Below are 19,414 nucleotides of genomic sequence, written 5' to 3'. Positions count from 1 at the left end.
AGCCGGGCAGATGGGGGCATACACAAGGCATAAACACACCGCCAGAAAGCCCCCGCCCATGATGAACCGACGCCGCTTGATCCAGGCCATGTCTGCATTGCCCTTTGGCGCCAGCCTTCCCGGGCTGGGCCACGCCCAGGCCATCGCCGGCTTACCGGCCCTGAAAGCCGGCTACGCGCAACGCCTGAAGAAAATCCTGGCCGCGGGTGAACTTCCGTATATCGACATGGAAAGCTCCTGCAATTCCACCAAGGTCGACATCGATTTTGTGGCCAAAAACATGGACAGACTCAACATCGGGCTGATGGCGCTGTCCGCGGATATCGGCCACGGCGAGTTCAAGAAGGGCGTGCGTTATGACAACCTGTCCGAAAAACTGCTCGCCAGCTACCCGGACCGTTTTATCCCCATCGGCAATGGCGGCCAGCCCCCGGCCCTGACGGAGGCGCCGGACGAGTTTCTTGACGCACAGGAGGCTGCCATCGCCAAGCAGCAAATCATGTGCCTGGGCGAGTTTGAATTTCGCCATTACCCCTCGCCCCGGCAGGCCAAACGCGGTGCGGGGAACGACCGGGATGTCCGCGTCCCGATCGACGGCCCGGCCGGGCACCGCGTCTTCGGCCTCAGCGAAAAAACCGGTGCCGCCTTCCAGCTCCACTATGAAATTGAAGACGAATTGCTGGTGCCGCTTGAGAAAATGCTGGCGCAATACCCCAAGGCCAAAGTGATCTGGTGCCACCTGGCCCAGATTCGTTATATCGAACGGACCTCACGCTACACGCCCGCGTATGTTGATGGCCTGATCAAGCGCTTTCCGAACCTGTATTTCGACACGGCGTTTGGCGACTCGGCGTCGGTTTATCCTCTCAGCAACCAGCGGCACGCACGTATCTGGGCCAGCGATGGCGGGTTGGTCAGCGAATGGCGCGATCTGCTGGCAGCACACCCCAGGCGCTTCCTGTCGGCCCTGGACCTGGGCGGCGACCGCATGGACCGCATGGTCTCCTATGATCAGAAGCATCGGTATTTTCTCAAATGCCTGCCGGCGGACATCCAGCACCAGGTGGCCTACCGGAACGCGTGGTCGCTGTTGTTTAATGAAGAATTTGCCTGAGCCGCACCATCAGCGGTCTGGCCTGACGCAAGGAGGTGATGTGATGAAACACAATTTTGTTCTGGTGCATGGTGCATGGCATGGCGGCTGGTGCTGGCGGCGTGTGGCGCAGGCGCTGCAACTGGATCACCACAAGGTTTACGCCGTCACGCTGACCGGCCTGGGCGAGCGTGCCCACCTGTTGTCGCCCGCCATCACACTGGACACCCACATCGACGACGTGATCAGCACCATCGAGGTGGAAGAGCTGAACGAGGTGATTCTGGTCGTGCATTCCTACGCCGGCATGATAGGCACCGCCGTGGCCGACCGCCTGGGCAAACACCTGAAACACCTGGTGTACGTTGACGCCGTGGTGCCCAAACCCGGCGAAAGCTGGAGCAGCACCCAGTCCGCGGCGACGCAGCAGCAACGCCTGTCGGCGGCCCAGGCTTCGACCCGTTTCAGCTTTCCGCCGCCCGACCCGGTGGTGTTCGGCCTGCATGAGGCGGACCACGCCTGGGTCAAGCGCCGCCAGACGCCGCACCCCGGCAACACCTACCAGGCGCCGCTGAATTTTGATGTGCAACGTGTTGCCGCCATTCCGCGCACCTTTGTGAGTTGCACGCAACCCGCGCTGGCCACCATAGACCCCAGCCGCCTGCGCGCGAAAGACCCGAAATTCTGGAACGGCGCCTGGTTGCCGAAGTCCCACTTTGTCGAACTCCCCACCGGCCACGATCCCATGATCAGCGAAGCCCACGCGCTGACAACCATCCTGCTGGACTGCGCCAACGCATGAAACCCCTGCACAACCGACGCCAGTTTTCCCGCGCCCTCGCCGGCGGGCTGCTGCTGCCCGCGCTGAGCTTGCCCGCCACCGTACACGCCAAAGACACGGCCCTGCCGGTGCCAACCTCGCTGCCCGCGGCTGCTCAGGCCGCCGCCGCCAAGGGCGAAGTGATGGTGCTGCTGGTCAGCCTGCCCGGCTGCCCGTATTGCGAACTGGTCAGGCGCAACTACCTGCTGCCCGGCCGCCAACAAACCGGCCTGCAAGCCTGGCAACTCAACATCGCCGATCGCACGACACCGCTGCTGGGCTTCGACGGCAAAACCACCAGCGCCGCTGCGCAGATCAGCGCCTGGAAAGCCGGCTTCACGCCCACGGTGTTGTTTCTCGGCCCGCAAGGCCAGGAGGTCGCCGAACGCCTGGTCGGTGTGGCGTCGCCGGATTTTTACGGCGCCTACCTGGACGACAGGCTGGCGCAGGCGCGCAAGGCCGTGGTTGCGCTCAAGTAAGGCGCCGTCCAGGCAATCGCTACGTTTTTAATAGCTACTTTCGTCCGTCCTGTTTGGGCTAGAGGCCTATTTTATCGAGAACTAACAGCCAAATAACTTATTCCACAAACAGCGTGGCCGGGCATTCCAGGTAAGCACGCACCGCCTGCACGAAGCGGGCGGCATCGATGCCATCGACCACGCGGTGATCGAACGAGGACGACAGGTTCATCATCTGCCGCGCCACCACCGCGCCGCCGCGCAACACCGGCCGCTCCACGATGCGGTTGATACCGACGATGGCCACTTCGGGCGCATTGATCACCGGCGTGGAGACGATGCCGCCCAACGCACCCAGGCTGGTCATCGTGAGGGTTGATCCTGTGAGTTCGCCCCGCGTGACCTGGCCGGTACGTGCGGCCTGGGCCAGGCGCTCTACTTCCGCCGCGCTGGACCACAGGTCGTGCGCCTCGGCATGGCGCAGTACCGGCACCATCAGGCCAGCCTCGGTCTGGGTGGCGATGCCCAGATGTACCGCGCCGTAGCGCGTCACCACGCCGGCCTCGTCGTCGAAACGCGCGTTGATCTGCGGAAACTCGCGCACGGCCAGCACCAGGGCGCGCAGCAGCAGCGGCAACAAGCTCAGGTGGCCGCGCTGCGCGCCCCACTTCGCATTGAGCCGCGCCCGCAGTGCCTCCAGTTCGGTGACATCGACTTCTTCCACATAGGTGAAATGCGGGATGCGGCGTTTGGACTCCTGCATCTTCTGCGCGATGCGGCGGCGCAGGCCTATCACCGGGATGCGTTCTTCATCGTCACGCGGCGCAAGACCGGAGGCGGCCGAGGCGCCCCATCCATGTACCGAGCCATGCGCCGCCACATGGGCATCCAAGTCGGCCTGCAGGATGCGGCCACCCGCACCGCTGGCGACGACCTGCTGCAAATCGACACCCAGTTCCCAGGCGCGCCGGCGCAAGGCGGGCGAGGCAATGGGCTTGTCGCTGGACGGCGGCGTTGGGGCGGCCACGCGTGATGCTGTCGGTACGGGTGCTGTCGCCATGACCGGGGCAGTCGCCTGTGACACTGTCGAAGCGCTTGCGGGCAACTCGCTGGTGGCGTCCGCTCCCGCCACCTCAAGGCGAATCAGCTCCGCCCCCACCGCCAGCACCTGCCCCACCTCACCACCCAGGACCAGCACGGTGCCGACCACGGGTGAGGGAATCTCGACCGTCGCCTTGTCGGTCATCACGTCGGCCAAGACCTGGTCCTCGGCCACGATGTCGCCGGGCTTCACGCGCCAGGCCACCAACTCCACCTCGGCAATACCTTCACCGAGGTCCGGCACCTTGATCACGTGGATGCTCATGCCATGCCTCCCGCCGGGCCGCCCCAAGGGAGGCGCGCCCCCTCGGGGGGCAGCGAACGAATGTGAGCGTGGGGGCTCATTCATGCCTCCAGCACACGTTTGAAGGCGGCCGCCACACGCGCCGGTCCCGGAAAATACGCCCACTCCTGCGCATGCGGATAAGGCGTGTCCCAACCGGTCACACGCTCGATTGGCGCTTCGAGGTGGTAAAAACAATGCTCCTGCACCAGCGCCACCAGTTCGGCGCCAAAGCCGCTGCTGCGTGTGGCCTCGTGCACCACCACGCAGCGGCCGGTCTTTTTCACCGAGGCGACGACGGCCTGCAGGTCCAGCGGCCAGAGGCTGCGCAGATCGATGATCTCGGCGTCTATGCCGCTCTCGTTGGCCGCCGCCTGCGACACAAAAACCATGGTGCCATAGGTGAGTACCGTCAACGCGGCGCCGGGGCGAAACACGGCCGCCGACGCCAGCGGCACGCTGTAATAACCTTCGGGCACTTCGCCCAGCGCATGGCCGCTCCAGGGCACGGCCGGCTTGTCATGGTGGCCGTCGAAGGGGCCGTTGTACAGACGCTTGGGCTCCAGAAAAATCACCGGGTCGTCGTTCTCTATACAACTGATCAACAGTCCCTTGGCGTCATAGGGGTTGGACGGCATCACCGTGCGAATCCCGCAGACATGGGTGAACAAAACCTCCGGACTCTGGCTGTGTGTCTGCCCGCCAAAGATGCCGCCGCCGCAAGGCATACGTATGGTCATGGGGGCCGTGAAGTCGCCGGCCGAGCGGTAACGCAGCCGCGCCGCCTCGGAGACGATCTGGTCGTAGGCCGGGTAGAAATAGTCGGCGAACTGGACCTCCACCACCGGGCGCAAACCATAGGCCGCCATGCCTATGGCCGCACCGACGATGCCGCCTTCGGAGATGGGTGCATCAAACACACGCGAAGAACCGTACTTCGCCTGCAGGCCCTCGGTACAGCGGAACACACCGCCGAAATAACCCACGTCCTGGCCGAAGATGACCACGTTGTCGTCGCGCGCCAGCATCACGTCCATGGCTGAACGCAGGGCCTGGATCATGGTCATTTGCATGGTGACAGCTTCAGGAGTTGCTCGCGCTGCTGCTGCAAATGCGCCGGCATGTCCTGGTAGACATCCTCGAACATGGCCGCGGCGCTGGCCATGTGGCCGGCGGCCAGCGAGCCATAACGTTCGGCCTCCTTGAACGCGGCGCTGACCTGGGCCTCCAGCTCTTTCTGCGTGGCGTCGTGCTCATCCTCTGACCAGGCGCCTATGCGTATCAAATGGGTTTTCAGGCGATCTATCGGGTCGCCCAGCGGAAAACGTGCCCAGTCGTCGGCCGGCCGGTAACGCGAAGGGTCGTCCGAGGTCGAATGTGCGCCTGCGCGGTAAGTCACCCATTCGATCAGGGTCGGCCCCAGGTTGCTGCGCGCGCGTTCTGCCGCCCACAAGGAGGCAGCATGGACCGCGAGAAAGTCGTTGCCGTCCACCCGCAGCGAGGCGATGCCGCAACCGACACCACGCGCCGCGAAGGTGGTGGCCTCACCGCCGGCAATCGCCTGGAAGGTCGAGATCGCCCACTGGTTGTTGACCACATTGAGAATCACCGGCGCGCGGTAGACATGGGCAAAGGTCAGCGCGGTATGAAAGTCCGATTCGGCGGTGGCGCCGTCGCCTATCCAGGCCGAGGCGATTTTTGTGTCGCCCTTGATTGCCGAAGCCATGGCCCAGCCCACGGCCTGGATGAACTGCGTGGCGAGGTTGCCCGAAATCGTGAAAAAACCGGCGCGTTTGTAGGAGTACATCACCGGCAGCTGCCGCCCCTTCATCGGATCGCGCTCATTGGACATCAGCTGGCAGATCATCTCCACCATGTCGATGTCGTCACGCGCCAGCAGCAGGCCTTGCTGGCGGTAGGTGGGGAAACACATGTCGCCGGGCTGCAAGGCCAGCGCCTGCGCCGAGGCAATCGCCTCCTCGCCCAGGCATTGCATGTAGAAGGAAATCTTTTTTTGGCGCTGGGCAATCAGCATGCGGGCGTCGTAGACACGCGTTTTCATCATGGCGCGCAAACCGCGTCGCAGCAGTTGCGCATCAACCTGCGGCGCCCAGGGCCCGATGGCGCCGCCTTCTTCGTCGAGCACCCGCACCAGGCTGTAGGCCAGGTCGGCGGTAGCGGCGGGCGTGGCTTCCACCGGCGGGCGCCGCACCGCGCCGGCCGGCGACAGATGCAGGTAGGAAAAATCGGTCTCATGGCCGGGCCGGGCCGAGGGCTCGGGCACATGCAGATGGAGAGCTGGGGGTTGGTTCATCCACGTCACCTGAAGCACATCCTAGCCCTGTGCCGCTCAGGGCGCAAACCAGGCGCCTCAACCTCAGCGCGCCATCAGCTCACTTTTTGATAGCTGCTAGCGTCCGACCCGCCTGGGCAGAGCGCCGATTTAGCTCACAACCTGGCCAAACCAGGCTACTTCATGGCCCCAAACACCTTCTGGAGAATCGCGCTGCCGGTGCCGACCGGATCTTGCCGAATCTTCTTTTCTTCGTCGCCGATGATCACGTAAAGCCCGTCCAGCGTTTTGCCGGTGACATATTGCTGGATGTTGGCATCTTCCTTTTTCACCAGGCCGAAACCCGCGGCCTTGCCGGCGAACTCGTTGTACTTGTTGGCCAGGCCCACTTTTTCCGTGGCTTGGGTAACCACGGGCAGGAATTTCACGCCCAGCGGGGCACGGGTTTTTTCGGCGAAAAAGTTGGTGACCGAGTTCTCGCCGCCCTGCAGGATGTTTTTGGCGTCGGTGACGTTCATGGCTTTCACGGCGCCCACCAGCAAGTCCTTGCCCATGGGCACGGCGGCTTCGGCGGCGCGGTTGATGGAGGTGACCAGCTCGTCAATGCGTTTGCCCTGGCCGAAGTTTTTCAGCAGCTTGGCCGCATCTTCCAGGTAACCGGGCAAAGGAATGCGAACTTTTGGGTTGCCGAGGAATCCATCAGTCTTGCCCAGCAGGGACACAGCCGCCAAAGCGCCTTTTTCGAGGGCGGTTTTCAGGCCGCTGCTGGCATCGGCGTTGCTCAGGTCGCTCAGCGACAGCGCATATGCCTGCTGGTAAGTGGCCAATACCAGGGCGCCCAACGCACTGAGACCGGCCTGGTTAAAATTTCGACGTTGCATGATGAGGTCCTTTCTGATGAAACCAATTTCCGCCTGGTCAGTATGCCGCATGGCGCTGGCCAGTGCCATGGTCGTGGCGGGGCTGCTGAGCCTGTCCGGCTGCAGTGACAGCCAGGCGGCGCCCGAGTCGACCTTTGTGCTGCTCAACGGCAGCAAGCAGACCACCGCCGACATGAAAGGCAAAGTCACGCTGGTCAACTTCTGGGCCACCAGTTGTGTCACCTGCGTGGCCGAAATGCCCAGGATCATTTCCACCTACGACAAATACAAGGAACGCGGTTACGACACCCTGGCCGTGGCCATGAGTTACGACCCGCCCAGTTATGTCGTCAATTACGCCGAAACGCGCAAGTTGCCCTTCAAGGTGGCGATAGACAACACCGGCGCCGTGGCCAAGGCCTGGGGCGATGTGCAACTCACACCCACGACCTACCTGGTCAACAAACGCGGCGAGATCGTCAAACGTTATGTGGGCGAGCCGGATTTTGCGGCCCTGCACCAGTTGATCGAAAAGCTGTTGGCCGAGACGTAGGCCCCCACGCTTGTCGCTTCGCGTACTGCGCTGCCCCCCGAGGGGGCCGCCCGCCTGCGGCCCGGCAAAGCCGGTTCCGCGGCCCCTGCTTGATTGAATACGACGTGCCTCGTAAGTGATGAAAAAAGGCCGGCCCCGCAAGGGGCCGGCCTTTTCTTTTGCCTGGTTCAGCTCAAGCCGCAGGGCCGGCTCTGCCGGACTGCAGGCGGGCGGCCCCCTCGGGGGGCAGGGAGCTACACGCAGTGAGCGACCGTGGGGGCTCTACTTGTTCCGGAACGCGTCGTGGCAGGACTTGCAGGTGTCGGCGGTGGCGGCAAATGCGGTCTTCAGTGCGTCGAGGTTGCCGGTTTTAGTGGCGGTCGCCAGCTTGGTGGTTTCGGCCACCAGCTTTTCGTGGCCGTCCTTGAACTTGGCCTGTTCGGTCCAGATTTCAGGCTTGGCCTTGGTCGTGCCCTTGTCGGTGCCGGCACCAAAACCTACCCATGGCAGTTTGGCCATGTCGGCGACCACTTCGGCATTCTCTGCGGCCATTTTGGCGTCGAAAGGGATGCGGCCGTTGGCCATGGCACCCAGGCGGCCAAAATGCTGGCCCATGACAAACAGCGCACTCTGGCGGTATTTGACGGCGTCCTCGGCCTTGGCAAACTGGGCGGAAGCCGGGGCGGCGAAGGCGACCAGGGTGGCTGCCGCAGCGATACAGGCAAAAGCTTTCATGTAATTTCCTCGTGGTTTATTGAGTTATGGTGCAAGGCAACGCGGCAGGCCGATGCCACACAGCTGGAGTTCAGCCAAGGGCCGGAAGTTCCGCCGGAACTTATGCGCTACGGGAAAGCACCAAGAGGCCACGCGAGGTCGGCGACACGCGCCGCCCTGCTATAAAACACCCCATCATCAACGAGAAAGCGCGCATGCAAAATAACAATCAAAGCTTGAACAAGGTTCGGGTCTGGGACCTGCCCACGCGGATGTTCCACTGGGCCCTGGCCGCCGCCGTGATCGGCCTGGCCATCAGCGGCACCGTGGGCGGCAGCGCCATGGTCTGGCATTTCCGTTTTGGTTATTCGGTGCTGGCCTTGTTGTTGTTTCGCCTCGTCTGGGGCGTGGTCGGTGGCCGCTGGTCGCGGTTCTCGGCCTTTATCTATTCGCCGCGCAGCATGCTGAATTACCTGAAGGGCCGCGGCCAGGCCGAACACTCGGCCGGCCACAGCCCGATTGGCGCGGGCTCGGTGTTTGCGATGCTGGGGATTCTGCTGGCCCAGGTCGGCACCGGTTTGCTCAGCGACGACGAGATTGCGTTTGCCGGCCCGCTCACCAGTTTTGTCTCCAACACCGCGGTCAGCGTGGCGACCGATTACCACAAGAACATCGGCAAGTGGCTGCTGCTGGCACTGGTGCTGCTGCACCTCGCCGCCATCGTTTTTTACCTCTGGCGCAAACACAATCTGGTTCACGCCATGTTGCACGGCGACAAGGAACTGGTGACCGCCGTGCCCGCCTCGCGTGACGACGCGGCCTCGCGCCTGGCCGCGCTGGGGGTCTTCGGCTTGTGCGCCGCCGCGACTTATTGGGTCAGCAGCCTGGCGGCGCCGGCCTTCTAAGGCCTGCCCGACGCCCCCCGGCCAGGGCGGCTGAAAAGTCGATACACTTGATTCGACCTCACCGCCTCATGCCAGACCCCTCTTCCCCCACGCCCCGGACCCAGTTCATCACGCCCGCCACGCCGGAGCAGCTGGCCGCGACGCGCCTGATCTTCCAGGAATACGCCGGGCAGCTGGGTTTCGATCTGGACTTCCAGAACTTCGACGCGGAGCTGGCCGACCTGCCCGGTGTTTACGACGCGCCCCAGGGCTGCCTGCTGCTGGCCCTGGTGGACGGCGAGATCGCCGGCTGCTGCGCCATGCGGCCGCTGGAGACCGTGGACTATCCCAACGCCTGCGAGATGAAACGCCTGTATGTGCGCCAGGGCTTTCGCCGCTCCGGCCTGGGACGGCAACTGGCCGAAGCCGTGCTGGACGCGGCGCGTATCGCCGGTTACCACAGCGTGTTGCTGGACACCCTCAGCGACATGGAGGCCGCGCGAGTGTTGTACGAAGACCTGGGCTTCAAGGAAATCCCGCCCTACTACCATAACCCGATAGCGGGCGCTCACTACCTGAAGGTGGATTTGGATTAAAACCAGGCACTAGCCCACATCCTGCGGGCGTAGACAGCTATATTATTCATAGCGATTTCGGCATCAAACCGCTCTTCACCGAGGGGATAAAAAAAGCCGCTGCTCTTGCGAACAGCGGCTTTTTGCTGGGCGGCCCGCGCTGCGGGCCGGCCCTCAGGCCTTGGCCTGGGCCAGCAAGGTGGCAGCGTCGCTGACTTCAAATTTGCCCGGGCCTTCGATGTTCAGGGCGGCAACCTTGCCATCCTTGATCAGCATCGAATAACGGTTGCTGCGCAAGCCCATGCCCTTGGCGGTCAGGTCCAGCGTCAGGCCGGTGGCCTTGGCGAAGTCGGCGCTGCCGTCGGCCAGCATACGCACTTTGCCGTTGGTCTTCTGGTCACGCGCCCAGGCGCCCATGACAAACGCGTCATTGACACTGACGCACCAGATTTCATCCACGCCGGCGGCTTTGAGTTCGGCGGCTTTCTCGACATAACCGGGCACATGTTTGGCCGAGCAGGTCGGCGTGAACGCGCCTGGCAGCGCAAACAGCGCAATGGTTTTGCCGGCCGTGGCCTTGGCCACATCCACCGGGTTGGGGCCAATGCTGCAGCCATTGCCTTCGACTTCCGAAAATTCCATCAGCGTGGTTGCGGGAAGGGTGTCGCCTACTTTGATCATGGGGTGCTCCTTAAGAATATAAAACGGGAATGTGACGCGGGGTCCGCCCGCCATTTTCAACGATTCGGCCCGGCCCTTCAAAAACCCGGGACAAAAAACAAAAACGGCCCACACTGTGGGCCGTTTTTGATGACTGAGGTCAAAGTCCGGGAAGACTTAAACGATGACAGCCTTTTCCAGCAACTTGGTCACAACCCAGTTCTTGGTCTTGGAAATCGGGCGGCTCTCGGTGATCTCGATCAGATCGCCGGTCTTGTACTCGCCCTTTTCGTCATGAGCGTGGTACTTGCTCGACAAGGACACAATTTTGCCGTACAGCTCGTGTTTCACACGACGCTCAACCAGCACCGTCACCGTTTTGGCGCGTTTGTCGCTGACCACACGGCCAACCAAAGTGCGCTTGAGGGATTTTTTAGCTTCCGTCATTATTTCGCTCCTTGCTTGACGATGGTCTCGGCCAAAATGGTTTTGGCACGAGCGATGTCACGGCGCGCAGAACGCAGCGTGGCGGTGTTGGTGAGTTGTTGCGTGGCTTTTTGCATACGCAGGCCAAAGTGGGCTTTTTGCAGCTCTTTGACTTCGGTTTGCAGGCCGGCAACGTCTTTTTTGCGCAGTTCAGTAGTTTTCATTGCTTCATTCTCCTGATTACTGGCCAATCATGCGGCTGACAAACGTGGTGCGCAGCGGCAGCTTGGCAGATGCCAGGCGGAACGCTTCGCGGGCCAGTTCTTCAGGCACACCGACGATTTCAAAGACGATTTTGCCGGGCTGGATTTCAGCCACGTAGTACTCTGGATTACCTTTACCGTTACCCATACGCACTTCAGCAGGCTTTTGGGAAATTGGCTTGTCCGGGAAGACACGGATCCAGATACGGCCGCCACGTTTGACGTGACGGGAAATCGCACGACGTGCGGCTTCAATTTGACGAGCCGTCAGACGGCCACGGTCAGTGCATTTGAGACCGAAGTCACCGAACGCCACGGAGTTACCCCGTGTGGCGATACCGGTGTTACGGCCTTTTTGCTCTTTGCGATATTTTCTGCGAGCGGGTTGCAGCATTTGTATTCTCCGTTATTAGACCGATTACTCGGTCTTGGCACCGTCAGCTGCTGCAGCTGGCGCGGCTTTGCGGACGCGCTTAACGGTGGTTTTCGGGGCGTCGCTACCAGGGGTAGCTTCGGCCGGCTTGTCGCTGCCATCGGCAGGGGCCGTGTTCACACCACCGACCGGGCCGCGCGCAGGGCGAGCAGCACCGCGAGGGGCGGAAGGACGGTCCGTGCGGTCACCAGGGCGGGCATCGCGGCGTGGGCCACGTGGCTTGCGCTCTTCGTCGGACGGAGCGGCATCCAGGCGTGCGCCAGGAGAGTCGCCACGACCCAGGTTGTCGCCTTTGTAGACCCAGACCTTGACGCCGATCACACCGTAGGTGGTCTTGGCTTCGGAGGTACCGTAGTCGATGTCGGCGCGCAGGGTGTGGAGGGGCACGCGACCTTCGCGGTACCACTCGCAACGAGCGATTTCAATGCCATTCAGACGGCCGGACGACATGATCTTGATGCCCAGGGCACCCAGACGCATGGCGTTTTGCATGGCGCGCTTCATCGCACGGCGGAACATGATGCGTTTCTCAAGCTGTTGGGTGATGCTGTCTGCGATCAGCTTGGCATCAATTTCAGGCTTGCGAACTTCTTCGATGTTCACGGCGACAGGCACGCCCAGCTGGCGGCTCAGTTCTTTTTTCAGCGCTTCGATGTCTTCGCCTTTTTTGCCGATCACAACACCCGGACGTGCCGAGAAAATCGTGATACGGGCATTCTTGGCAGGACGCTCGATCAGAACGCGCGAAACCGCGGCGTTCTTCAGCTTGGCTTTCAGGTACTCGCGAACCTTGATGTCTTCGGCCAACATGCCGGCGAAATCACGGTTGCTTGCGTACCAGCGGCTCGCCCAGTTGCGGCTAACAGCAAGGCGGAACCCGGTTGGGTTGATTTTTTGTCCCATATCCTGTCTGCCTTCTTAATTGCCGACCACAACGTACACATGGCACGTGGGCTTGCTGATACGGTTGCCGCGGCCTTTGGCGCGCGCGGAGAAACGCTTGAGCGTTGTACCTTGCTCGACGTAAATGGTTTTCACCTTCAACTCGTCGATATCGGCACCATCGTTGTGTTCAGCGTTGGCGATAGCGGACTCAACCACCTTCTTGATGATTCCAGCAGCTTTTTTCTGCGTGAAATTCAGGATGTTGAGCGCTTGATCCACTTTTTTACCGCGGATCAGGTCAGCGACCAGACGGCCTTTGTCGACCGACAGACGAACGCCCCGGAGGGTTGCACGTGTTTCCATGGTCTTTCCTTACTTTCTCACAACTTTTTTGTCAGCCGGGTGACCTTTGAAAGTCCGGGTGAGTGCGAACTCGCCCAACTTGTGGCCAACCATTTGATCGGTGATGTAGACCGGCACGTGCTGCTTGCCGTTATGCACGGCGATGGTCAAGCCGATGAACTCGGGCAGGATCATGGAGCGACGCGACCAGGTTTTGATCGGCTTTTTGTCTTTGTTGGTAACAGCTTTATCAGCCTTGGCTACCAGGTGGTGGTCGACAAAGGGACCTTTTTTGAGTGAACGTGTCATTTCCTGGCCTTACTTCTTGCGACGCGAAACAATCATCACTTGCGTGCGCTTGTTGTTGCGGGTGCGGTAGCCTTTGGTCAGGTTACCCCATGGATCGACAGGATGGCGACCTTCGCCGGTCTTGCCTTCGCCGCCACCGTGTGGGTGATCGACCGGGTTCATGACCACACCGCGAACGGTTGGACGAATACCCATCCAGCGCTTCACACCGGCCTTGCCGAGACGGCGCAGGCTGTGTTCTTCGTTGGCAACTTCACCAATGGTGGCGCGGCATTCGATGTGGATCTTGCGAACCTCACCGGAGCGCATACGCACCTGGGCGTAGATGCCTTCACGAGCCAGCAGCGTCGCAGAGGTACCAGCCGAACGTGCAATTTGCGCGCCCTTGCCGATTTGCATCTCGATGCAGTGGATTGTGGAACCCACAGGGATGTTGCGGATAGGCAGGGTGTTACCGACACGGATCGGGGCTTCAGCACCGCTCACCAGCGTGGCGCCAACTTCAAGGCCGCGGGGGGCGATGATGTAAGCACGCTCGCCGTCGGCATAGCAGATCAGCGCAATGTGGGCCGTGCGGTTGGGGTCGTACTCGATAGTTTCGACCTTGGCCGGAATGGCGTCTTTGTTGCGCTTGAAGTCAACCACGCGGTAGTGGTGCTTGTGACCACCGCCCTTGTGGCGAACCGTGATGTGACCGTTGTTGTTACGGCCGGATTTCTGGAATTGTGGCTCCAGCAACGGCGCGTAAGGCTCACCCTTGTGCAGGTGGTCACGCGAAATCTTCACCATCCCGCGCATGCCGGGTGATGTGGGTTTCATTTTAATGACAGCCATGATTACGCAGCCTCCCCACCGATGTTCAACTCTTGACCAGGTTTCAGCGTCACATAGGCTTTACGGATGTTGTCCCGACGGCCAGTGGATTTGCCAAAACGCTTGGTTTTGCCTTTTTGGTTGAGTACAGCAACGGCCTTGACGTCCACCTTGAACATCAATTCCACTGCGGCCTTGATTTCAGGCTTGGTCGCGTCCTGCAGCACCTTGAACAGCACGGTGTTGGTCTTTTCAGCAACCATGGTGGCCTTTTCAGACACGATGGGAGCGACCAGCACCTGCATCAGGCGGCCTTCGTCAAATTTTGGTTTGGTGTTCACGGCGCTCATGCGAACATCTCCTTGAGTTTGTCCATGGCAGCCTTGGTCACCAGAACCTTCTTGTAGTGAACCAGCGACACCGGATCGGCGTAACGGGGCTCAACCACCAGAATGTTGATCAGGTTGCGGGAAGCCAGGTACAGGTTTTCGTCGACTTCGTCAGCGATCACCAGCACCGATTTGAGATTCATGGCCTTGAACTTGTCGGCCAGGACTTTCGTCTTGGGCGAGTCCACGGTCAGCGAATCAACCACAGCCAGGCGGCCTTCACGGGCCAGCTGGGAGAAGATCGAAGCCATACCGGCGCGATACATCTTCTTGTTGATTTTCTGCGTGAAGTTCTCGTCAGGCATGTTCGGGAAAATACGACCGCCGCCACGCCACAGCGGGGAGGATGTCATACCGGCACGAGCGCGGCCAGTGCCTTTTTGCTTGAACGGCTTTTTCGTCGAGTGATTGACCTGTTCACGGTCTTTCTGGGCACGGGTGCCTTGACGGGCGTTGGCCTGGAAGGCCACGACCACCTGATGAATCAGGCTTTCGTTGTATTCGCGACCAAACACGGTATCCGGCACATCCACTTTGGACGAAGCCAGGCCTTGGTCATTCAGGAGTTCGACCTGCATCAGTTCGCTCCTTTTTCAGCGGCGATTGGTTTGGCCTTGATGGCGGCGCGAACCGTCACAAAACCACCTTTGGAACCAGGCACAGCGCCACGGATCATCAGCAGTTGACGGGCTTCGTCAATGCGAACGATGTCGAGGTTTTGCGTGGTCTTGGTGACGTCACCGAGGTGGCCCGTCATGCGTTTACCAGGAAACACACGACCGGGATCCTGCGCCATACCGATGGAGCCGGGAACGTTGTGCGAACGGCTGTTACCGTGCGACGCGCGCTGCGAGCTCATCTTGTGACGCTTGATGGTACCGGCGTAGCCTTTACCGATGGAAGTGCCCTGCACGTCCACCTTTTGGCCAACCACAAACACAGCAGCGGCAGGCACAACCGTGCCCGCAGCGTATTGGCCTGCGACGTCTGCCGTCACGCGGAATTCTTTCAGGATTTCGCCAGCTTCAACGCCTGCTTTCGCAAGGTGGCCAGCCGCCGGCTTGGTGATGCGCGACGCTTTGCGCGCACCAAATGCCACTTGAAGGGCATCGTAGCCGTCGTTTGCTTGGGTTTTCACCTGGGTCACGCGGTTGTTAGACACATCGACCACTGTGACAGGAACTGTGTCCCCATCATCAGTGAACAGACGCATCATGCCCACCTTGCGACCCAGCAACCCGAGGGAGTTGCTCAGACTCATAGTTTTCTCCGTAACTTCCACCGCTACGACTTCAATTGGTCGCAGACGTTTTGATGTGAAAGACTGTTAATAAAACCGCCCCAGCCATGCGTAGCACGATCAGGACAGCCCAAGAGTATAGCCCAGGCTGCCAAAAATGGCAAACCTGGGCCAGAACCCATGTTTTGAAGGGTTTCGGCTCGCGCCAAAACCCCGGTTTTGCTTACTGCAGCTTGATTTCCACGTCGACGCCGGCGGGCAGATCGAGCTTCATCAACGCATCCACGGTTTTGTCCGTAGGGTCAACGATGTCCATCAGACGCTGGTGCGTGCGGATTTCCAGCTGGTCGCGGCTCGTCTTGTTGACGTGGGGCGAACGCAGGATGTCAAAACGCTTCATGCGGGTTGGCAGGGGCACGGGGCCCTTGACAATCGCGCCGGTGCGCTTGGCGGTGTCGACAATTTCAGCGGCCGACTGGTCGATCAACTTGTAGTCGAAAGCTTTCAGGCGGATGCGGATTTTTTGCTTGGTGGCCATGGTAATTCCTTAGTTGACTGCGGAATTACGCAATGATCTTGGCAACAACACCAGCGCCGACGGTCTTGCCGCCTTCACGGATGGCGAAACGCAGACCTTCTTCCATGGCGATCGGGTTGATCAGCTTGACGGTGATCGACACGTTGTCGCCTGGCATGACCATCTCTTTGCCTTCTGGCAACTCGATCGCACCGGTCACGTCCGTGGTACGGAAGTAGAACTGGGGACGGTAGTTGTTGAAGAAAGGCGTGTGACGGCCGCCCTCATCCTTGGACAAGACATAGATCTCGCCAGTGAAGTGGGTGTGTGGCTTGATCGAACCTGGCTTGCACAACACTTGGCCGCGCTGCACGTCTTCACGCTTGGTGCCGCGCAGCAAGATACCGACGTTGTCGCCGGCCTGACCCTGGTCCAGCAGCTTGCGGAACATTTCCACGCCGGTGCAGATGGTTTTTTGCGTATCGGCAATACCGACGATCTCGAGTTCTTCGCCGACCTTGATGATGCCGCGCTCGACACGACCGGTCACCACGGTGCCGCGGCCGGAGATGGAGAACACGTCTTCCACAGGCATCAGGAAAGCACCGTCCACGGCGCGTTCTGGCAGGGGAATGTAGCTGTCCAGTGCGTCGGCCAGCTTCATGATGGCTTCTTCGCCCAGGGGACCCTTGTCGCCTTCCATGGCGAGCTTGGCGCTGCCGTGGATGATGGGGGTGGCGTCGCCAGGGAAATCGTATTTGTCGAGCAGCTCGCGCACTTCCATTTCAACGAGTTCGAGCAGTTCGGCGTCGTCCACCATGTCGCACTTGTTCAGGAACACGATGATGTAAGGAACACCCACCTGACGGGCCAGCAGGATGTGCTCGCGGGTCTGGGGCATGGGGCCGTCAGCGGCCGAGCAAACCAGGATCGCGCCGTCCATCTGGGCAGCGCCGGTGATCATGTTTTTCACATAATCGGCGTGGCCTGGGCAGTCAACGTGAGCGTAGTGGCGGTTCGCCGTTTCGTATTCGACGTGGGCGGTATTGATGGTGATACCGCGGGCTTTTTCTTCCGGTGCCGCATCGATCTGGTCGTAGCCTTTGGCTTCCCCGCCGAACTTCAGTGCCAGCACGGTCGTGATCGCTGCCGTCAGGGTTGTCTTGCCGTGGTCAACGTGACCAATCGTGCCGACGTTGACGTGCGGCTTGGTCCGCTCAAATTTGCCTTTTGCCATTTTTAACTCCAGAGAAAGAACATACCCGTGTACGGTTTAACGTCTGCACTGTGTTGCTGATTCGCTTCGCACGGGTACAAAGCGGCACACAATCGCAGACAAGGAATGGTGAAGCCGGTCTCTTGCGAAACCGGCTTCTTTTTTACTTACTTGGCGCGCGCAGCCATGATGGCTTCCGACACGTTACGTGGGGCTTCCGAGTAGTGCTTGAACTCCATCGAGTAGGTGGCACGACCTTGCGTTGCGGAACGCAGCGTGGTCGAGTAACCGAACATTTCGGACAAGGGCACTTCGGCCTTGATGGCTTTGCCGCCACCAATCATGTCTTCCATGCCCTGCACCATGCCGCGGCGTGAGGACAAATCGCCCATCACGTTGCCGGCGTAGTCTTCAGGCGTTTCCACCTCGACGGACATCATGGGCTCCAGAATCACCGGGCCGGCCTTGCGGCAGCCTTCTTTGAAACCAAAGATCGCAGCCATCTTGAAGGCCATTTCGTTCGAGTCCACATCGTGGTACGAACCGAAATGCAGCGTGACCTTGACGTCCACCACCGGGTAACCGGCCAGCACGCCCGAAGTCACAGCCTCGTGGATGCCCTTTTCCACCGCAGGGATGTATTCGCGAGGAACCACACCGCCCTTGATGGCGTCGATGAACTCAATGCCCTTGCCCGGCTCATTCGGCTCAATCTTGAGCACCACGTGACCGTACTGACCCTTACCGCCGGACTGACGCACAAACTTGCCTTCGGCATCTTCGATGGTCTTGCGGATGGTTTCGCGGTAAGCCACTTGCGGCTTGCCAACGTTGGCTTCCACACCGAACTCGCGCTTCATGCGGTCGACAATAATTTCCAGGTGCAACTCGCCCATACCGGCAATGATGGTCTGGCCCGACTCTTCGTCGGTCTTGACGCGGAACGATGGATCTTCGGCGGCCAGACGCTGCAGTGCGATACCCATTTTTTCCTGGTCAGCCTTGGTCTTGGGTTCCACAGCCTGTGCAATCACGGGCTCGGGGAACACCATGCGCTCCAGCATGATGATGGAATCAGGATCGCACAAGGTCTCACCCGTGGTCACATCCTTCAAACCGACGCAGGCAGCGATGTCACCGGCAACGATTTCGCTGACTTCCAGGCGCTCGTTGGCGTGCATCTGCACGATACGGCCGATACGCTCTTTCTTGCCCTTGATCGGGTTATAAACGGTGTCGCCTTTTTTCAGCACGCCGGAATAAACACGCACGAAGGTGAGCTGGCCCACAAACGGGTCGGTCATCAGCTTGAATGCCAGTGCCGAGAATTTTTCCGTGTCGTCGGCATTGCGGGTCACAGGCGCTTCGTCTTCATCCGTACCTTTGACAGGCGGAATATCGATAGGCGCTGGCATGAAGTCAATCACGGCATCCAGCATACGCTGCACGCCCTTGTTCTTGAACGCCGAGCCGCAATACATCGGCTGGATTTCGCTGGCGATGGTACGGGTACGAATGCCGAACTTGATCTCTTCTTCGCTCAGATCACCCTCTTCGAGGTATTTGTTCATGAGCTCTTCGTTGGCTTCGGCAGCAGCCTCGACCATCTTTTCGCGCCATTCCTTGGCCAACTCCAGCAGTTCTGCTGGAATCTCGTGGTACTCAAACTTCATGCCTTGCGAAGCTTCATCCCAGATGATGGCTTTCATCATGATCAGATCGACCACGCCAGTGAAGTGCTCTTCAGCACCGATAGGGATCACCATAGGCACAGGATTGGCCTTCAGGCGCAGTTTCATGCCCTCGACCACTTTGAAGAAGTTGGCGCCGGTGCGGTCCATCTTGTTGACAAAGGCCAGACGTGGCACTTTGTACTTGTTGGCCTGACGCCAGACGGTCTCGGACTGGGGCTGAACGCCACCCACTGCGCAGTAAACCATGCAGGCGCCATCCAGCACGCGCATGGAACGCTCGACTTCAATCGTGAAGTCAACGTGGCCAGGGGTGTCAATGATGTTGATGCGGTGCTCGGGATAGGACTTGTCCATGCCCTTCCAGAAACAGGTGGTCGCAGCGGAAGTGATCGTGATGCCACGCTCCTGCTCCTGCTCCATCCAGTCCATGGTGGCAGCGCCGTCATGCACTTCACCAATCTTGTGGCTGACGCCGGTGTAAAAAAGGATCCGCTCGGTGGTGGTGGTTTTGCCAGCGTCAATGTGCGCGGAAATACCAATGTTGCGGTAGTTTTTAATGGGGGTAGCGCGGGACATAAATTACTTTCAGTTCGGTGTTACGAACAAAGACTCGT

General features: G+C 60.4%; 25 protein-coding genes. 6 read left to right on the top strand and 19 right to left on the bottom strand.

Going from position 1 to position 19,414, the window contains the following annotated elements:
• Positions 1-58: 58 nt before the first annotated feature.
• From ACHMXK_RS01725 to ACHMXK_RS01715, 3 genes are read left to right on the top strand one after another with little or no spacing between them, the layout of a single operon-like run.
• Positions 59-1,114, top strand: coding sequence for an amidohydrolase (locus tag ACHMXK_RS01725; protein WP_397437150.1), 1,056 nt, complete (start codon positions 59-61; stop codon positions 1,112-1,114).
• Between the two features lie 43 nt (positions 1,115-1,157).
• Positions 1,158-1,895, top strand: a complete 738-nt coding sequence (locus tag ACHMXK_RS01720) for an alpha/beta fold hydrolase (protein ID WP_397437148.1) — start codon at positions 1,158-1,160, stop codon at positions 1,893-1,895.
• Entirely contained in the window at positions 1,892-2,392 is a 501-nt protein-coding gene (locus ACHMXK_RS01715; RefSeq protein ID WP_397437146.1) for a hypothetical protein, read from the top strand. Before ACHMXK_RS01720 ends, ACHMXK_RS01715 begins: the two co-directional genes overlap by 4 nt.
• Positions 2,393-2,489: 97 nt before the next feature.
• Here ACHMXK_RS01715 and ACHMXK_RS01710 read toward each other — a convergent pair whose 3' ends face one another.
• The 4 genes from ACHMXK_RS01710 to ACHMXK_RS01695 form a co-directional block, all read right to left on the bottom strand.
• Positions 2,490-3,737 carry a dihydrolipoamide acetyltransferase family protein gene (locus ACHMXK_RS01710; RefSeq protein ID WP_397437144.1) on the bottom strand — a complete coding sequence of 416 codons (1,248 nt, stop codon included), beginning with the start codon at positions 3,735-3,737 and terminating at the stop codon, positions 2,490-2,492.
• An 80-nt stretch (positions 3,738-3,817) separates the two neighbouring features.
• Entirely contained in the window at positions 3,818-4,828 is a 1,011-nt protein-coding gene (locus ACHMXK_RS01705) for an alpha-ketoacid dehydrogenase subunit beta (RefSeq protein WP_397437142.1), read from the bottom strand.
• Positions 4,819-6,069: a 3-methyl-2-oxobutanoate dehydrogenase (2-methylpropanoyl-transferring) subunit alpha gene (locus tag ACHMXK_RS01700; protein ID WP_397437140.1), complete on the bottom strand. Its 1,251-nt coding sequence runs from the start codon at positions 6,067-6,069 to the stop codon at positions 4,819-4,821. The genes ACHMXK_RS01705 and ACHMXK_RS01700 overlap by 10 nt, the downstream gene beginning before the upstream one ends.
• A 155-nt stretch (positions 6,070-6,224) precedes the next feature.
• Positions 6,225-6,929 carry a DUF4197 domain-containing protein gene (locus ACHMXK_RS01695; protein WP_397437138.1) on the bottom strand — a complete coding sequence of 235 codons (705 nt, stop codon included), beginning with the start codon at positions 6,927-6,929 and terminating at the stop codon, positions 6,225-6,227.
• 16 nt (positions 6,930-6,945) lie between these two features.
• Here ACHMXK_RS01695 and ACHMXK_RS01690 point away from each other — a divergent pair, with 16 nt between their 5' ends.
• Complete coding sequence (locus tag ACHMXK_RS01690; RefSeq protein ID WP_397437136.1) at positions 6,946-7,461, top strand: TlpA disulfide reductase family protein; 516 nt, start codon at positions 6,946-6,948, stop codon at positions 7,459-7,461.
• Positions 7,462-7,722: 261 nt separating this feature from the next.
• On the opposite strand, the gene ACHMXK_RS01685 is transcribed toward ACHMXK_RS01690, so the two are convergent.
• Entirely contained in the window at positions 7,723-8,175 is a 453-nt protein-coding gene (locus ACHMXK_RS01685) for a c-type cytochrome (protein ID WP_397437134.1), read from the bottom strand.
• 194 nt (positions 8,176-8,369) lie between these two features.
• Between ACHMXK_RS01685 and ACHMXK_RS01680 the strand changes: the two genes are divergently transcribed.
• On the top strand, positions 8,370-9,059 hold the full coding sequence (locus ACHMXK_RS01680; protein ID WP_397437132.1) for a cytochrome b/b6 domain-containing protein: 690 nt from the start codon (positions 8,370-8,372) through the stop codon (positions 9,057-9,059).
• Positions 9,060-9,127: 68 nt separating this feature from the next.
• Positions 9,128-9,634 carry a GNAT family N-acetyltransferase gene (locus tag ACHMXK_RS01675; protein WP_397437130.1) on the top strand — a complete coding sequence of 169 codons (507 nt, stop codon included), beginning with the start codon at positions 9,128-9,130 and terminating at the stop codon, positions 9,632-9,634.
• A 153-nt stretch (positions 9,635-9,787) separates the two neighbouring features.
• Here ACHMXK_RS01675 and ACHMXK_RS01670 read toward each other — a convergent pair whose 3' ends face one another.
• From ACHMXK_RS01670 to fusA, 14 genes are all read right to left on the bottom strand, one after another.
• Positions 9,788-10,294: a peroxiredoxin gene (locus tag ACHMXK_RS01670; RefSeq protein ID WP_397437128.1), complete on the bottom strand. Its 507-nt coding sequence runs from the start codon at positions 10,292-10,294 to the stop codon at positions 9,788-9,790.
• 156 nt (positions 10,295-10,450) lie between these two features.
• Positions 10,451-10,720, bottom strand: a complete 270-nt coding sequence (gene rpsQ, locus ACHMXK_RS01665; RefSeq protein WP_397437126.1) for a 30S ribosomal protein S17 — start codon at positions 10,718-10,720, stop codon at positions 10,451-10,453.
• Positions 10,720-10,923, bottom strand: coding sequence for a 50S ribosomal protein L29 (rpmC, locus tag ACHMXK_RS01660; RefSeq protein ID WP_397437124.1), 204 nt, complete (start codon positions 10,921-10,923; stop codon positions 10,720-10,722). The genes rpsQ and rpmC overlap by 1 nt, the downstream gene beginning before the upstream one ends.
• A gap of 16 nt (positions 10,924-10,939) precedes the next feature.
• Positions 10,940-11,356 carry a 50S ribosomal protein L16 gene (gene rplP, locus ACHMXK_RS01655; protein WP_077593716.1) on the bottom strand — a complete coding sequence of 139 codons (417 nt, stop codon included), beginning with the start codon at positions 11,354-11,356 and terminating at the stop codon, positions 10,940-10,942.
• A 24-nt stretch (positions 11,357-11,380) separates the two neighbouring features.
• Positions 11,381-12,298, bottom strand: a complete 918-nt coding sequence (rpsC, locus tag ACHMXK_RS01650; RefSeq protein ID WP_397437122.1) for a 30S ribosomal protein S3 — start codon at positions 12,296-12,298, stop codon at positions 11,381-11,383.
• A 15-nt stretch (positions 12,299-12,313) separates the two neighbouring features.
• Positions 12,314-12,643 (bottom strand): 50S ribosomal protein L22, encoded by a 330-nt coding sequence (gene rplV / locus ACHMXK_RS01645; RefSeq protein ID WP_077593714.1) that lies wholly within the window; start codon positions 12,641-12,643, stop codon positions 12,314-12,316.
• Positions 12,644-12,652: 9 nt separating this feature from the next.
• Positions 12,653-12,931, bottom strand: a complete 279-nt coding sequence (gene rpsS / locus ACHMXK_RS01640; RefSeq protein WP_007866503.1) for a 30S ribosomal protein S19 — start codon at positions 12,929-12,931, stop codon at positions 12,653-12,655.
• A 9-nt stretch (positions 12,932-12,940) separates the two neighbouring features.
• Positions 12,941-13,765: a 50S ribosomal protein L2 gene (rplB, locus tag ACHMXK_RS01635; RefSeq protein ID WP_318409767.1), complete on the bottom strand. Its 825-nt coding sequence runs from the start codon at positions 13,763-13,765 to the stop codon at positions 12,941-12,943.
• 2 nt (positions 13,766-13,767) lie between these two features.
• Positions 13,768-14,094 carry a 50S ribosomal protein L23 gene (rplW, locus tag ACHMXK_RS01630; RefSeq protein WP_318409766.1) on the bottom strand — a complete coding sequence of 109 codons (327 nt, stop codon included), beginning with the start codon at positions 14,092-14,094 and terminating at the stop codon, positions 13,768-13,770.
• Positions 14,091-14,711, bottom strand: a complete 621-nt coding sequence (gene rplD / locus ACHMXK_RS01625) for a 50S ribosomal protein L4 (RefSeq protein WP_397437119.1) — start codon at positions 14,709-14,711, stop codon at positions 14,091-14,093. The genes rplW and rplD overlap by 4 nt, the downstream gene beginning before the upstream one ends.
• The gene (gene rplC, locus ACHMXK_RS01620; protein ID WP_397437117.1) at positions 14,711-15,394 is read right to left on the bottom strand and encodes a 50S ribosomal protein L3; all 684 of its coding nucleotides are present in this window, start codon (positions 15,392-15,394) and stop codon (positions 14,711-14,713) included. Before rplC ends, rplD begins: the two co-directional genes overlap by 1 nt.
• Before the next feature lie 202 nt (positions 15,395-15,596).
• Positions 15,597-15,911: a 30S ribosomal protein S10 gene (gene rpsJ / locus ACHMXK_RS01615; RefSeq protein ID WP_007838118.1), complete on the bottom strand. Its 315-nt coding sequence runs from the start codon at positions 15,909-15,911 to the stop codon at positions 15,597-15,599.
• 25 nt (positions 15,912-15,936) lie between these two features.
• On the bottom strand, positions 15,937-17,127 hold the full coding sequence (gene tuf, locus ACHMXK_RS01610) for an elongation factor Tu (protein WP_397437112.1): 1,191 nt from the start codon (positions 17,125-17,127) through the stop codon (positions 15,937-15,939).
• 146 nt (positions 17,128-17,273) lie between these two features.
• Positions 17,274-19,376 carry an elongation factor G gene (gene fusA, locus ACHMXK_RS01605; protein WP_397437110.1) on the bottom strand — a complete coding sequence of 701 codons (2,103 nt, stop codon included), beginning with the start codon at positions 19,374-19,376 and terminating at the stop codon, positions 17,274-17,276.
• Positions 19,377-19,414 lie beyond the last annotated feature (38 nt).

The sequence above is a fragment of the Polaromonas sp. UC242_47 genome, from assembly GCF_044452385.1.
Taxonomy (GTDB): Bacteria; Pseudomonadota; Gammaproteobacteria; order Burkholderiales; family Burkholderiaceae_C; genus Polaromonas.
This window is presented reverse-complemented; position numbering and strand designations above follow the sequence as displayed.

What these genes read in the sequence shown, in the direction of transcription:
- ACHMXK_RS01725 (WP_397437150.1), top strand. Translation starts at nt 59, where the DNA reads ATGATGAACCGACGCCGCTTGATCCAGGCCATGTCTGCATTGCCCTTT.
- ACHMXK_RS01720 (WP_397437148.1), top strand. Translation starts at nt 1,158, where the DNA reads ATGAAACACAATTTTGTTCTGGTGCATGGTGCATGGCATGGCGGCTGG.
- ACHMXK_RS01715 (WP_397437146.1), top strand. Translation starts at nt 1,892, where the DNA reads ATGAAACCCCTGCACAACCGACGCCAGTTTTCCCGCGCCCTCGCCGGC.
- ACHMXK_RS01710 (WP_397437144.1), bottom strand. Translation starts at nt 3,737, where the DNA reads ATGAGCATCCACGTGATCAAGGTGCCGGACCTCGGTGAAGGTATTGCC.
- ACHMXK_RS01705 (WP_397437142.1), bottom strand. Translation starts at nt 4,828, where the DNA reads ATGCAAATGACCATGATCCAGGCCCTGCGTTCAGCCATGGACGTGATG.
- ACHMXK_RS01700 (WP_397437140.1), bottom strand. Translation starts at nt 6,069, where the DNA reads ATGAACCAACCCCCAGCTCTCCATCTGCATGTGCCCGAGCCCTCGGCC.
- ACHMXK_RS01695 (WP_397437138.1), bottom strand. Translation starts at nt 6,929, where the DNA reads ATGCAACGTCGAAATTTTAACCAGGCCGGTCTCAGTGCGTTGGGCGCC.
- ACHMXK_RS01690 (WP_397437136.1), top strand. Translation starts at nt 6,946, where the DNA reads ATGAAACCAATTTCCGCCTGGTCAGTATGCCGCATGGCGCTGGCCAGT.
- ACHMXK_RS01685 (WP_397437134.1), bottom strand. Translation starts at nt 8,175, where the DNA reads ATGAAAGCTTTTGCCTGTATCGCTGCGGCAGCCACCCTGGTCGCCTTC.
- ACHMXK_RS01680 (WP_397437132.1), top strand. Translation starts at nt 8,370, where the DNA reads ATGCAAAATAACAATCAAAGCTTGAACAAGGTTCGGGTCTGGGACCTG.
- ACHMXK_RS01675 (WP_397437130.1), top strand. Translation starts at nt 9,128, where the DNA reads ATGCCAGACCCCTCTTCCCCCACGCCCCGGACCCAGTTCATCACGCCC.
- ACHMXK_RS01670 (WP_397437128.1), bottom strand. Translation starts at nt 10,294, where the DNA reads ATGATCAAAGTAGGCGACACCCTTCCCGCAACCACGCTGATGGAATTT.
- rpsQ (WP_397437126.1), bottom strand. Translation starts at nt 10,720, where the DNA reads ATGACGGAAGCTAAAAAATCCCTCAAGCGCACTTTGGTTGGCCGTGTG.
- rpmC (WP_397437124.1), bottom strand. Translation starts at nt 10,923, where the DNA reads ATGAAAACTACTGAACTGCGCAAAAAAGACGTTGCCGGCCTGCAAACC.
- rplP (WP_077593716.1), bottom strand. Translation starts at nt 11,356, where the DNA reads ATGCTGCAACCCGCTCGCAGAAAATATCGCAAAGAGCAAAAAGGCCGT.
- rpsC (WP_397437122.1), bottom strand. Translation starts at nt 12,298, where the DNA reads ATGGGACAAAAAATCAACCCAACCGGGTTCCGCCTTGCTGTTAGCCGC.
- rplV (WP_077593714.1), bottom strand. Translation starts at nt 12,643, where the DNA reads ATGGAAACACGTGCAACCCTCCGGGGCGTTCGTCTGTCGGTCGACAAA.
- rpsS (WP_007866503.1), bottom strand. Translation starts at nt 12,931, where the DNA reads ATGACACGTTCACTCAAAAAAGGTCCCTTTGTCGACCACCACCTGGTA.
- rplB (WP_318409767.1), bottom strand. Translation starts at nt 13,765, where the DNA reads ATGGCTGTCATTAAAATGAAACCCACATCACCCGGCATGCGCGGGATG.
- rplW (WP_318409766.1), bottom strand. Translation starts at nt 14,094, where the DNA reads ATGAGCGCCGTGAACACCAAACCAAAATTTGACGAAGGCCGCCTGATG.
- rplD (WP_397437119.1), bottom strand. Translation starts at nt 14,711, where the DNA reads ATGCAGGTCGAACTCCTGAATGACCAAGGCCTGGCTTCGTCCAAAGTG.
- rplC (WP_397437117.1), bottom strand. Translation starts at nt 15,394, where the DNA reads ATGAGTCTGAGCAACTCCCTCGGGTTGCTGGGTCGCAAGGTGGGCATG.
- rpsJ (WP_007838118.1), bottom strand. Translation starts at nt 15,911, where the DNA reads ATGGCCACCAAGCAAAAAATCCGCATCCGCCTGAAAGCTTTCGACTAC.
- tuf (WP_397437112.1), bottom strand. Translation starts at nt 17,127, where the DNA reads ATGGCAAAAGGCAAATTTGAGCGGACCAAGCCGCACGTCAACGTCGGC.
- fusA (WP_397437110.1), bottom strand. Translation starts at nt 19,376, where the DNA reads ATGTCCCGCGCTACCCCCATTAAAAACTACCGCAACATTGGTATTTCC.